Origin of the sequence: Amnibacterium sp. (assembly GCF_036559085.1) — a bacterium.
Lineage (GTDB): Bacteria > Actinomycetota > Actinomycetes > Actinomycetales > Microbacteriaceae > Amnibacterium.
In genome coordinates this window covers 43,355-54,705 of the sequence record NZ_DATBTU010000005.1, presented here as the reverse complement: position 1 = coordinate 54,705, position 11,351 = coordinate 43,355, and the positions used below count along the sequence as shown (strand labels likewise).

The following is an 11,351-nucleotide window of genomic DNA, read 5'->3' as shown; positions in this document are numbered from 1 at the left end:
GATGCGGGTCGCGTGCGACTTCGGCTTCGGCAGCCGCTGCAGCTTCGCCTCCTCGAGCGCCCAGTACTCGATCCGGAACTTCTCCGCCTCGTCGATCGGTGCGTAGCGGGAGACGGCCTCGGCACCGCGCATCACGTTGATGGCGTTGACGTAGAACTCGCCGGCCACCCGGGCGGTCTGCTTGTTCGCGCCGTAGCTGAACATCCCGACCCCCGGCACGAGCACGATCGCCGGGTCCGCGCCCCGGATGGCCGGGGAGTCGGCGGTCGCGTGGCGGTCGTAGTACGCCTGGTAGTCGGCCCGGTACTGCTCGTGCAGCTCGGCCAGCCGGGCGAGCTGCTCCTCGGCGCTCGCCGTGGCGGGCAGGTCGAGCACGAGGGGCTTCACCTTGGTGCGGAGGAAGTGGTCGGGGCACGACGTGCCGAGGGCCGCGAGCCGGGGATGCTCGGCCCGGGCGAGGAACTCGAGCACCTCGGGGGCGTCGGTGAAGTGCCCGACCATCGGCCGGTCGTGCGAGGCGAGGCCCCGGATGGCCGGGGCGAGCGCGACGGCGCGGGCGCGGCGCTCCGCCTCGGGCAGGGCCGCGTAGCCCGGCAGCTCGGGCCCGAAGGGCTCCGGCCGGCCGTGCTCGGCGATCCACGCCTCGGCGGTGCGGATGATCCGCAGCGAGTTCGCCTCCGCCTCCTCGCTGGTGTCGCCCCACGCCGTGATGCCGTGACCGCCGAGGATCGCGCCGATCGCCCGCCGGTGCTCGCGCTTGATCGCGGCGATGTCGAGGCCGAGCTGGAAGCCGGGCCGGCGCCAGGGCACCCAGACGACGTCGTCGCCGAAGATCTCGTGCGTGAGGCGCTCGCCGTCGGCGGCGGTCGCGATCGCGAGGCCGGAGTCGGGGTGCAGGTGGTCGACGTGGGCCGCGTCGACGAGGCCGTGCATGGCGGTGTCGATCGAGGGGGCCGCGCCGCCCTTCCCGAAGAGCGTGAAGTCGAATGCGGCGACCATCTCGTCCTCCCGCTCGACGCCAGGGTAGACGGACGCGAGCGCGCGCAGCCGGTCGAGCCGCAGGACCGCGAGGCCGGTCTCCTGCAGCGTGCCGAGGTCGCCGCCCGAGCCCTTCACCCAGAGCAGCTCGACGGGCTCGCCGGTGACCGGATCCGTCTCCTCGCCCTTCGCGGAGGTGTTCCCGCCCGCGTAGTTCGTGTTCTTCGGGTCGGCGCCGAGCCGGTTGGAGCGGGCGATCAGCGCCGCTGCGGTGGGGTTCGTCATCGTCTCGTTCTGTCCTCGAGGTCAGCGGTCGGATCGCCCGTCGAGGTGGAACACCTCGACCAGCTCGGCGGCGCCCGTGTCGGGGCGGCCGTCGAGGTCGGCGAAGAAGGCGGCGGACTCGGCCTCCCAGGCCGCGGTCCGGGGGTCGGCGCGAAGCGCGGCCGCCGAGGCGGCCGGGTCGTCGGCCTCGTAGTAGCCGATCAGGAGCCCGTCGTCGCCGACGAAGATCGAGTAGTCGCGGCGGCCGGCGTCACGGATGGCGGCGAGCACGTCCTCGTCGACCGCGCGGTGGCGCTCGACGTACTCCGCGATCCGCTCCGGCTTCAGCTGCAGCCGGAAGCAGACGCGGGTCACGCGCCCCATCCGGCCTGCGCGCCGCCGACCCGCTCCGCCTCGATCCGCTCCTGGTAGTCGGACTCGGCAAAGGCGCGCATCGGATCCTCCGGCAGGCCGTGCTCGGCTCGCCACGCGGCGAGGTCCGGACGGACGTCGCGGTAGAAGGCGTCCATGAAGATCGAGTTCGCCGCGAGCACGTCACCCGCCCGCTGCGCGGCGTCGAGCCCGTCCCGGTCGAGCAGCAGCGCCCGTGCGGTCATCTCCTGCACGTTCAGCACGCTGCGGATCTGGCCGGGGATCTTCTTCTCGATGTTGTGGCACTGGTCGAGCATGAACGCGACGCCGCTGTCCGGTCCGTACCCGCCGCCGCGGACGACCTCGACCAGGATGCGGAACAGCTGGAACGGATCCGCGGCACCGACGATCAGGTCGTCGTCCGCGTAGAAGCGCGAGTTGAAGTCGAAGGAGCCGAGCCGGCCCAGCCGCAGCAGCTGCATGACGATGAACTCGATGTTCGTGCTGGGCGCGTGGTGGCCGGTGTCGAGGCACACGAACGCCTTCTCGCCGAGGGCGGTCACCTGGGCGTAGGAGGTGCCCCAGTCCGGCACGTCCGTGTGGTAGAACGCCGGCTCGAAGATCTTGTACTCGAGCACGAGGCGCTGGTCGCCGCCGATCGCCGCGTAGATCTCCTGGAGCGACGCGGCGAGGTGGTCCTGCCGCGAGCGCATGTCGTCCTGGCCGGGGTAGTTCGTGCCGTCGGCGAGCCAGATCTTGAGGTCCCGGCTGCCGGTCTCGCTCATGATCTCGATGCAGCGCAGGTGGTGGTCGATCGCCTTGCGGCGCACGGCCGGGTCGCGGTGCGCGAGGCTGCCGAGCTTGTACGTCTCGTCCTGGAACGTGTTCGAGTTGATGGTGCCGAGCGCGACGCCGAGGTCCTCGGCATGGCGGCGGAGGGCACCGAAGTCGTCGACCTCGTCCCACGGGATGTGCAGCGCCACGCTCGGCGCGAGCCCGGTGAGCCGATGCACCTGCGCGGCGTCCGCGATCTTCTCGTACGGGTCCCGGGGCACGCCGGCCTGGGGGAACACGCGGAAGCGGGTCCCGGAGTTGCCGAACGCCCAGGACGGGAGCTCGATGGCCTGGGCGGCGAGTGCGGCGGTGATGTCTGCGAAGGACGGCATCGTGCTTCGGGCTCCCTATAGTGAATCGTTTCATTGACCGTAGGGGCGGTCCGTGCCAGTGTCAAGATGGCGGAGCCGGAAGGAGGAGCGGATGGCGGTGAGCGTTCGTGACGTCGCGCTTCGCGCCGGCGTCTCCGTCGGCACCGTGTCGAATGTGCTGAACCGCCGGGCGACGGTCGCGCCCGCGACCGCGGAGCGGGTGCTCGCGGCCATCGAGGAGCTCGGCTTCGTGCGCAACGACGCGGCGAGGCAGCTGCGCGCGGGCTCCAGTCGCAGCATCGGGCTGCTCGTGCTCGACGTGCGCAACCCGTTCTTCACCGACGTCGCCCGTGGTGCGGAGGAGCGGGCGCAGGAGGAGGGCCTCTCTGTGCTGCTCGCTGATAGCGGAGAGATGCTCGAACGGGAGTCCCAGCATCTCGACCTCTTCGAGGAGCAGCGCGTTCGGGGCCTGCTCATCACACCGGTCGGCGACGTCGCCGCTCGCCTGGAGCGCCTCCGCGAACGTGGGATCCCGATCGTCCTGGTGGACCGGATGGCCGGGGCCGGGGGATTCTCCTCCGTCTCCGTCGACGACGTCGCCGGAGGCCGCCTCGCGGCCGAGCACCTGCTCGCAGCAGGTCGGCGTCGGCTGCTCTTCGTCGGGGGGCCGCTCTCGCTGGCCCAGGTCGCCGACCGCCTCGAGGGCGCGAGGGCCGCGGTCGCCGCGGTGCCGCATGCCCGGATCGATGTGCTCGAGATCCCCTCGCTGACCATGGCCTCCGGTGTCGCGGCCGCACGGCGGATCCTCGGTGCGGATGCACGTCCCGACGCCGTGTTCGCGGCGAACGACGTCGTCGCGCTCGGGATCCAGCAAGGGGTGGGGATGCTCGGCGCGCTCAAGGTGCCGGACGACCTCGCGATCGTCGGGTACGACGACATCGATTTCGCTGCGGCCGCCGCGGTCCCGATCAGCTCCGTGCGCCAGCCGCGGGAGCTGATCGGGCGCACGGCGGTCGAGCTGCTGCTCGCCGAGATCGAAGGTGGGCACGAGCGTCAGCAGATCGTGTTCCAGCCGGAGATGGTCGTACGGGAGTCCACCCGGACGCGCTGAGCCGTCAGGCTCCGGGTCGCTCGAAGCTCGTGCCCACGAAGGCGTCCCACAGCCGGTCGGGCAGCACCCGCCGCACGCCGACGAGCAGGCCGGCGGAGGGCGTCACGAGCATCCGGGCGGCGGGGGAGCGGCGCCGGATCGCGCGCTCGACGGCCCTCGCCACCGCATCCGGGTCGCCGCCGAGCAGGCTGATCGGGCCGGACGCGTAGGTCTGAAGCGTCGTGCGCGCGACGCCCTCGTTGAAGGACGTGTACGGCGCGGGGGCGGGTGGCACGGCGGAGGCGGTCGCGGCGAACTCCGTGCGGATGAAGCCCGGCTCGATCAGCACGACCCGCACGCCGAAACCGGCGACCTCGAAGCGCAGCGCGTCGCTCAGCGCCTCGACCGCGTACTTCGTCGCGTGGTAGGCGCCGCCGCCGGGGAAGGTGAACCGGCCGCCCATCGAGCCGACGTTGATGATGCGCCCCCACCCGGCCCGTCGCATGCCGGGGAGCACGAGCTGCGTCATCCGCACGAGGCCGAGCACGTTCGTCTCGAACTGCCGTCGCAGCTCGTCCATCGGCAGGGTCTCGATCGCGCCCGACAGCGAGTAGCCGGCGTTGTTCACGAGCGCGCCGACCGCGCCGTGCTCGGCCTCGATCCGCTCGACCGCGCCTCGCATCGACTGCTCGTCGGTGACGTCGAGGGCGAGCGTCGTGCAGCCCTCCTCGCGCAGGTCGGCGATGGCGTCCTCCCGCCGAGCGGTCGCGACGACGGTGAGGCCGGAGCGGACGAGCCGCAGGGCCGTGGCCCGGCCGATGCCGGTGGAGCAGCCGGTGATCAGGACGGGGCGGGAGCGGACGGCCATGGCCGAAGCGTAGGGGCGCGGCCTGGCCCTCCCGGTCAGAGGGAGACGCTGATGCCGCCGTCGACGTAGAGCGTGTGCCCGTTCACGAAGCTCGCCGCGTCGGAGGCGAGGAAGACGCAGGCGCCGACGAGCTCCGCAGCCTCGCCCCAGCGCCCCGCCGGCGTGCGGGCCTTGAGCCAGCCGTCGAACGCCGGATCCGCGGCGAGCGGCTCGTTCAGCGGCGTGCGGATGTAGCCGGGCGCGAGGGCGTTGCAGCTGAGCCCGTGCCGGGCCCAGTCGGTGGCCATGCCCTTCGTCAGGTTCACGACCGCGCCTTTCGTGGCGGTGTACGGGGCGATGGAGTGCCGGGCGAGGGCCGCGTTGACCGAGGCGATGTTCACGATCCGTCCGCGGCCGCGCGGGATCATGTGCCGGGCGACGGCCTGCGCGACGGTGAAGACGCTCGTGAGGTTCGTGGCGAGCAGCTGCTCGAACGCGGCCTCGGGGAAGTCCTCGAGCGGCGAGCGGTGCTGCATGCCCGCGTTGTTCACGAGCACGTCGATGGGACCCTCGTCCACCTCGAAGCCGTCGACCGCGGCCACCACCGCGGCGCGGTCGGTCACGTCGAACGGCAGCAGGCGCGCACCCGGGATGCGTGCCGCGGCGGCCTCGAGCTTCGCCGGGTCGCGCCCGTTCAGCAGCACGCGCGCGCCCGCATCCGCGAGGCCGATCGCGAGCGCCAGACCGATGCCCTGCGAGGAGCCGGTGACGAGCGCCGTGCGCCCGGTGAGGTCGAAGAGCGCCGTTCCCCGGCGCGATCGGGGTGCGCTGCTGGTCGCGTCCATCGTCAGCCTTTCGTCGATCCCGCCGTCTCGGGGCCATTCTCCCGGGCCTGCGGAAGGATGGGGCCGTGGCGACCGTGTGGGTGCTCGGCAGTCTCAACGTCGACGCCATCGTGCGGGTGGCACGCCATCCGGCGCCCGGGGAGACGGTGCTCGGCGGCCCGGTCGAGCTGCGCTTCGGCGGCAAGGGCGCGAACCAGGCGGTCGCCGCGGCGGTCGCGGGCGCCGACGTGCGGATGATCGGGCGCGTCGGCGATGACGCGGACGGCCGCGCCTACCGCGACCGGCTCGCGTCGTTCGGCATCGACGTCGCGGCGGTGCGAGTCGACCCGTCCGCGGCGACAGGGCGGGCCGCCATCGCGGTCGACGCCGCGGGGGAGAACACGATCATCGTGTCGCCGGGTGCCAACGCGGCGGTGAGCCGCGCGGACCTCGACGCCCTCGAGGACCTGGCGCCGGCCGACGTGCTGCTCGTGCAGCTCGAGATCGACCTCGATGTCGTCGCCGAGGCGGTGCGGACGGCCGCGCAGCGGGGCGCGCGCGTGGTGCTGAACGCGGCGCCGTTCGCGCCGCTGCCCGCCGCCGTGCTCGCGCTCGCGGATCCGGTCGTGGCGAACGAGGCGGAGGCGGCCGAGCTCGCCGCATCCGGCGCGGTGCCGGTGCAGCTGCTCGTCACGCGCGGCGCGGGCGGCTCCGCGTGGGGCGAGGTCGAGGTCGCGGCGGATCGGGTGGAGGAGCCCGTGGACACGACCGGGGCCGGCGACACCTACTGCGGCGCCCTCGCCGCGGCGCTCGCCGCGGGCGTCGGGCCCGCGGACGCGATGCGCGCGGCGGCCGCCGCGGCGGCCCGCTCCGTCACGTGGCTCGGCGCGCAGCCCGACCCGGCCCTCTGACCCCGCCGAATCGCGCCGTTCCGGAGAAATCCGCCGACACGCCGGGGCGGAGCGCTCAGGCGCGGCGTGTCGCGCAGGAACTCCGGAACGGCGCGATGAACGAGCCGGTCAGCCGCGGATGACGCGGAGGGCGAGCGCCGTCTGCAGCGCTGCCGCTGCCGCCTCGGCACCCTTGTCCTCCTTCGAGCCCGGGAGGCCCGCGCGGTCGAGGCCCTGCTGCTCGTCGTCGAGCGTGAGCACCCCGAAACCGACGGGCTTGCCGGTCCGCAGCGCGACCTCGGTGAGCCCTTGCGTCGCCGCGGACGACACGTACTCGAAGTGCGGCGTGCCACCGCGGATGATCACGCCGAGCGCGACCACCGCATCCGCCCCGGCCGTCAGCGCCGCCTGGGCGACGACCGGCAGCTCGAAGCTGCCCGGCACCGGGTACTCGACGACGCGCGCACCCGAGGCCTCCAGCGTGCGGCGCGCGCCCTCGAGCAGGCCGTCCGCGATCCGCGGATGCCAGGTGCCGTGCACGATCGCGACGGTGAGGTCGCTGCCGTCGACGCCGGTGGCCTCCGGCTTGCCCTCCGCGCTCACGATGCGCTCCGCTCGGCCTGGGACACCCGCAGGTCGCTGTCGGCGATGAGGTGACCCATCCGGGACCGCTTCGCTTCGAGGTAGCCCTCGTTCACCGCGCCGACGCCCACGACGAGCGGGACCCGCTCGCTGACGTGCACGCCGTGCGCCTCGAGCTGCGCGATCTTGTTCGGGTTGTTCGTGAGCAGCCGCACGTCGGTGATGCCGAGGTCGGTGAGGATCACGGCGGCGGCGATGTACTCGCGCGCGTCGGCGGGCAGGCCGAGCGCGAGGTTCGCGTCGAGGGTGTCGAGGCCGTCCTCCTGCAGGCGATAGGCCCGCAGCTTGTTCACGAGGCCGATGCCGCGGCCCTCGTGCCCGCGCAGGTAGACGACCACGCCGCCCTCCTCCTGCACGGCGTCGAGCGCGGCGTCGAGCTGCGGCCCGCACTCGCACTTCAGCGAGCCGAACGCCTCGCCCGTGAGGCACTCGGAGTGCACGCGCACGAGGGCAGTCGGCCCGGGCGTGCCCGAGATCAGCGCCACGTGCTCGTCGCCGGTCATCGCATCCCGGTAGGCGCGGACGCGGAACATCCCGTGGGTCGTCGGCAGGGCCGTCTCGACCTCGAAGCGGATGCGCGGGGGCGGCGGCGGGGCGCTGATCCCGACGCGCGTGCAGAGGCCGGGGTTCGCGTCGAGGTGGGCGATGATCGCGGCGACGGTGGTGACGGGCACCGAGTCGGCCTCGCCGAGCTCGAGCAGCCCGGGCAGCCGCGTCATGGTGCCGTCGGGCTCGTTGATCTCGGCGATCGCGGCGACCGGGGTGAGGCCGGCGAGGCGGAGCAGGTCCACCGCCGCCTCGGTGTGCCCGCCGCGCACGCGCACGCCGCCGTCGACCGCGCGAAGCGGCACGACGTGGCCGGGCCGGATCACACTCGCGGGGGTCGACGACGGGTCGGCGAGCACGTTGAGCGTGTGTGCACGGTCCGCGGCGCTGATGCCGGTGCTCATCCGATCGGCCGCGTCGACGGTCACCGTGTAGGCGGTGCCGCGCGGGTCCTCGTTCAGCCGGACCATGGTGGTGAGCTCGAGCCGGTCGGCGATCGCGTTCGTCATCGGCGCGCAGAGGAAGCCGGATGAGTGGCGGATGATCCAGGCGACGGTCTCCGCGGTCGCGAGCTCGGCCGCGAGGATCGCGTCGCCCTCGTTCTCCCGTCCCTCGTCGTCGGCGACGAGCACGGGGCGGCCGGCGCGCAGCGCGTCGAGGACCTCCTGCATCGATGCGAGCGCCATCAGGCCACCGCCGCCGGGACGAAGGTCAGCATCCGCTGCACGTGGCGGGCGATCACGTCGGTCTCGAGGTTGGCGCGACCGCCGACGCCGATCGCGCCGAGCGTGGTCGCCTCGAGGGTCTCGGGGATGAGGCTGACCTCGAACCAGTGCCCGTCGTCGTCGCGGCCGATCGCGGAGACCGTGAGCGAGACGCCGGCGACCGTGATGGAGCCCTTGTCCACCACGAGGGGCGCGAGGTCGTCGGGGAGCCGGAAGCGCAGCACCCGCCAGGAGCTCTCGTCGTGCACCGCGATCACGGCCGCGGTGCCGTCGACGTGGCCCTGCACGATGTGGCCGCCGAGGCGGTCGCCGACCTTGGCGGCCCGCTCGAGGTTCACGTCGTCGCCGGGCGCGAGGTCCGCGATGGCGCTGACCGCGAGCGTCTGCCCCATCACGTCCGCCGTGAAGACGCCGTCACCGTGCTCGACGACGGTGAGGCAGACGCCGGAGACGGCGATGGAGTCGCCGTGGGACGCGTCGGATGCGGCGAGCGGCGCCGCGACGGTGAGGCGCGCGCCGCCGTCGGCGGTGGTCTCCCAGCCGAGCACGCGGCCGCGCTCCTCGATGATGCCGGTGAACATGTCAGTCCTCTCTTGTGGCGGCGGAGGCCGCTGCGAAGGATTCGGGGGAGCCCGCGTGATGCGGGCGGGCGACGATCAGCAGGTCGGAGCCGAGCGCGCGCGTCGCGCGCACGTCGAGCCGGCGCTGGGCGGAGATGGTGGCGACGCCGAGGTCGGCGATCGCGAGCCTCGGGCCGCCGATCAGGGTCGGGGCGAGGTACACGAGCACCTCGTCGACGAGGCCGGCGGCGAGGAAGGCGCTGACGAGCGTCGGGCCGCCCTCGAGGAAGGCCGACGTGGCGCCGGCCTCGGCGATCGCGGCGAGGACGGCATCCGGATCGTGGTCGCGCACATGCAGCAGCGGCCGCGGATGCGAGCGCAGCCGTGCGTCGGACGGCACGTCGCTGGCGCCGACGACGACCGGGATCGGCTGGTCCGGCAGCAGGGATCCGTCGGCGTCCCTGGCGGTGAGGCTCGGGTCGTCGGTGAGGGCGGTGCCGGTGCCGACGACGATGGCGCCGTGCGCGGCGCGGCGGCGGTGCACGTCCTCGCGGGCGGTGTCGCCGGTGATCCAGCGGCTCGTGCCGTCGGCCGCCGCGATCCGGCCGTCGAGGCTCGACGCCCACTTCGCCGTCACCCAGGGGCGGCCGCGGACGACGGCCGTGATCCAGCGCTCGTTCAGGGCCGCCGCCTCGTCGGCGAGCACGCCCTCGACGACCTCGACGCCCGCGTCGCGCAGGCGGTCGCCGCCACCGGCTGCAAGACGGTAGGGGTCGCGGAGCGCGAACACCACGCGCGCGACGCCCGCCTCGATCAGCGCGACCGCGCAGGGGCCGGTGCGACCGGTGTGGTTGCAGGGCTCGAGGGTGACGACCGCGGTTGCGCCGGCCGCGGTGCCGGGCGGCAGCTGCGCGAGCGCGTCGGCCTCGGCGTGCGGCGTGCCCGCGCCGCGGTGGTGCCCCTCGGCGAGCACGCGCCCGTCCGGCGACAGCAGCACGCAGCCGACCTGCGGATTCGGGCCGCCGGCGGGGCCCAGCGCGGCGAGGTCGAGGGCGCGGCGCATCGCGGACTCGACGGTCGTCGTCGTCGCGATGGTCATGCGGTCCTCGGTGCGGTCGGGTCGCTCCGGGGACGGCGGACTGCTCCGCCTCGCGGTGCGCGACGCGCGCGCGACCGCCTCGTGCTTCTCCCATCCAGACTGTGACTGTCGGTTCCGGAGTTCCACCGGATCGGCCCCGCCCTCGCCGCCCCTCGCGGGGCGCTTCGGACGGGGTTCGCGGACTATGACCGCCGGTTCGGAATTGCACCGACCCCGGAGCACGAAAATGTGTTGCTTGTTCCTACCAGAACCCGCCGCATCCGTGCCTATTCCCAGGTCGCCCGATGACATCGCCCAGGAGTGATGTGAGTTGCCACTTCTGGCCCTCGAGGGGTGCGTTCGAGGGCGGAAAGTGGCAACTCACCCGAATCGTGAGCTCCAGTCGGGCCAGGGGGAGGTGTGGGTTGCCACTTCTGGCCCTCGAGGGGCGCGTTCGAGGGCGGATAGTGGCAACTCACCCCGTGGTGGCGGACTCATGAGGGCAGGAGGACGGGGGTGAGCGCCGCCAGCACCGCATCCGGCTGCTCGACCGCCGCGAAGTGGCCGGCGTCCGCGAGGACCGTCTCGGCGAAGTCCGGGAGCAGGCTTCGCAGCGCATCCGCATCCCGCCGCCCGACGAACACGTCCCGGGCGCCGCGCACCGATCGCACCGGGCAGCGGATGTCTCTCCACCGATCCACGTCGTAGCGGGCCGCCGCGAGGGTGGCGGCGTGGAAGGCGCGCGGCCGCGCCTCCTGCGCCAGCGCATCGACGACGGACCGGTCCGGGGTGCGGGCGAAGAGCGGCCCGGTCAGCGGCCCGAGCAACCCGGTGCGGCCGAGCACGGCAAGGAGTCCTCGACCCTCGCGCGGCAGCAGACCGAGCGCGCCCATCGCGAGCCGCATGCCGGCGAACCACGGCAGCCCCGGACTCCCGCGGAGCGGACGGCGGACCGCGTCGACCACGGCGGGGCCCGTCGGGGAGACGAGGCCGACCCCGAGCACGGCGTCGGGGCGCCGCGTCGCGAGGTCCAGGGCGACGAAGCCGCCGAGCGAGTGACCGAGCAGGCGCCAGCGTCCGTACCCGAGGTCGAGGGCGAGCTGCGCGATCGCCGCCGCCAGGTCGGCGATGGGAGGAACCGGCCCGGCGGACCCGCCCCATCCGGGCAGGTCGATCGCGATCACGTCGGTGATCGGCGAGCCCGCCCGGTCGGATGCGGCCAGTAGCGGCGTCCAGGTCGTCCACGAGCCCGCGGCGCCGTGCAGCAGCACGGTCGCCGGGCCGTCCGCCCCTCGACCGACGTGCACCACGAGCGTGCCGACCGCCGTGCGGACCTCGGTGCGGCGCAGGCCGAGGGCACGCGGATCGGTCAGGAGGGCGGCACGCACCG

The 11,351-nt window shown here is 73.8% G+C and carries 12 protein-coding genes and 1 riboswitch; of the genes, 2 read left to right on the top strand and 10 right to left on the bottom strand.

Going from position 1 to position 11,351, the window contains the following annotated elements; genetic code table 11:
• The 3 genes from rhaD to rhaI form a co-directional block, all read right to left on the bottom strand.
• Window positions 1-1,263 (bottom strand): bifunctional rhamnulose-1-phosphate aldolase/short-chain dehydrogenase (rhaD, locus tag VIG76_RS00450; protein ID WP_331949887.1); only part of this gene is annotated, 1,263 nt, incomplete at its 3' end.
• Window positions 1,264-1,284: 21 nt separating this feature from the next.
• Entirely contained in the window at window positions 1,285-1,617 is a 333-nt protein-coding gene (locus VIG76_RS00445) for an L-rhamnose mutarotase (protein ID WP_331949885.1), read from the bottom strand.
• Window positions 1,614-2,780, bottom strand: coding sequence for an L-rhamnose isomerase (gene rhaI, locus VIG76_RS00440; RefSeq protein WP_331949883.1), 1,167 nt, complete (start codon window positions 2,778-2,780; stop codon window positions 1,614-1,616). Before rhaI ends, VIG76_RS00445 begins: the two co-directional genes overlap by 4 nt.
• Before the next feature lie 91 nt (window positions 2,781-2,871).
• Here rhaI and VIG76_RS00435 point away from each other — a divergent pair, with 91 nt between their 5' ends.
• Window positions 2,872-3,870, top strand: coding sequence for a LacI family DNA-binding transcriptional regulator (locus VIG76_RS00435; RefSeq protein ID WP_331949881.1), 999 nt, complete (start codon window positions 2,872-2,874; stop codon window positions 3,868-3,870).
• Window positions 3,871-3,874: 4 nt separating this feature from the next.
• Here the strand turns inward: VIG76_RS00435 and VIG76_RS00430 are convergent, their stop codons facing one another.
• Both VIG76_RS00430 and VIG76_RS00425 read right to left on the bottom strand, forming a co-directional pair.
• Complete coding sequence (locus VIG76_RS00430; RefSeq protein ID WP_331949879.1) at window positions 3,875-4,717, bottom strand: SDR family NAD(P)-dependent oxidoreductase; 843 nt, start codon at window positions 4,715-4,717, stop codon at window positions 3,875-3,877.
• A gap of 35 nt (window positions 4,718-4,752) precedes the next feature.
• Window positions 4,753-5,541, bottom strand: a complete 789-nt coding sequence (locus tag VIG76_RS00425; RefSeq protein ID WP_331949877.1) for an SDR family oxidoreductase — start codon at window positions 5,539-5,541, stop codon at window positions 4,753-4,755.
• Between the two features lie 65 nt (window positions 5,542-5,606).
• Between VIG76_RS00425 and VIG76_RS00420 the strand changes: the two genes are divergently transcribed.
• The gene (locus VIG76_RS00420) at window positions 5,607-6,431 is read left to right on the top strand and encodes a PfkB family carbohydrate kinase (protein WP_331949875.1); all 825 of its coding nucleotides are present in this window, start codon (window positions 5,607-5,609) and stop codon (window positions 6,429-6,431) included.
• Between the two features lie 108 nt (window positions 6,432-6,539).
• Here VIG76_RS00420 and ribH read toward each other — a convergent pair whose 3' ends face one another.
• The 5 genes from ribH to VIG76_RS00395 form a co-directional block, all read right to left on the bottom strand.
• Window positions 6,540-7,013 (bottom strand): 6,7-dimethyl-8-ribityllumazine synthase, encoded by a 474-nt coding sequence (ribH, locus tag VIG76_RS00415; protein ID WP_331949873.1) that lies wholly within the window; start codon window positions 7,011-7,013, stop codon window positions 6,540-6,542.
• On the bottom strand, window positions 7,010-8,284 hold the full coding sequence (gene ribA, locus VIG76_RS00410; protein ID WP_331949871.1) for a GTP cyclohydrolase II: 1,275 nt from the start codon (window positions 8,282-8,284) through the stop codon (window positions 7,010-7,012). Before ribA ends, ribH begins: the two co-directional genes overlap by 4 nt.
• Window positions 8,284-8,904, bottom strand: coding sequence for a riboflavin synthase (locus VIG76_RS00405; protein WP_331949869.1), 621 nt, complete (start codon window positions 8,902-8,904; stop codon window positions 8,284-8,286). Before VIG76_RS00405 ends, ribA begins: the two co-directional genes overlap by 1 nt.
• A gap of 1 nt (window position 8,905) precedes the next feature.
• Window positions 8,906-9,982 carry a bifunctional diaminohydroxyphosphoribosylaminopyrimidine deaminase/5-amino-6-(5-phosphoribosylamino)uracil reductase RibD gene (gene ribD / locus VIG76_RS00400; protein ID WP_331949867.1) on the bottom strand — a complete coding sequence of 359 codons (1,077 nt, stop codon included), beginning with the start codon at window positions 9,980-9,982 and terminating at the stop codon, window positions 8,906-8,908.
• Between the two features lie 77 nt (window positions 9,983-10,059).
• A riboswitch (FMN riboswitch) is annotated at window positions 10,060-10,208 on the bottom strand.
• A 247-nt stretch (window positions 10,209-10,455) separates the two neighbouring features.
• A complete protein-coding gene (locus VIG76_RS00395) occupies window positions 10,456-11,349 on the bottom strand; it encodes an alpha/beta fold hydrolase (RefSeq protein WP_331949865.1) in 894 nt (297 codons plus the stop codon).
• Window positions 11,350-11,351: the final 2 nt, after the last annotated feature.

Coding starts and splice junctions, on each gene's coding strand:
- VIG76_RS00405 (WP_331949869.1), bottom strand. CDS start 8,904: ATGTTCACCGGCATCATCGAGGAGCGCGGCCGCGTGCTCGGCTGGGAG.
- ribA (WP_331949871.1), bottom strand. CDS start 8,284: ATGGCGCTCGCATCGATGCAGGAGGTCCTCGACGCGCTGCGCGCCGGC.
- ribD (WP_331949867.1), bottom strand. CDS start 9,982: ATGACCATCGCGACGACGACGACCGTCGAGTCCGCGATGCGCCGCGCC.
- VIG76_RS00430 (WP_331949879.1), bottom strand. CDS start 4,717: ATGGCCGTCCGCTCCCGCCCCGTCCTGATCACCGGCTGCTCCACCGGC.
- VIG76_RS00435 (WP_331949881.1), top strand. CDS start 2,872: ATGGCGGTGAGCGTTCGTGACGTCGCGCTTCGCGCCGGCGTCTCCGTC.
- rhaI (WP_331949883.1), bottom strand. CDS start 2,780: ATGCCGTCCTTCGCAGACATCACCGCCGCACTCGCCGCCCAGGCCATC.
- VIG76_RS00425 (WP_331949877.1), bottom strand. CDS start 5,541: ATGGACGCGACCAGCAGCGCACCCCGATCGCGCCGGGGAACGGCGCTC.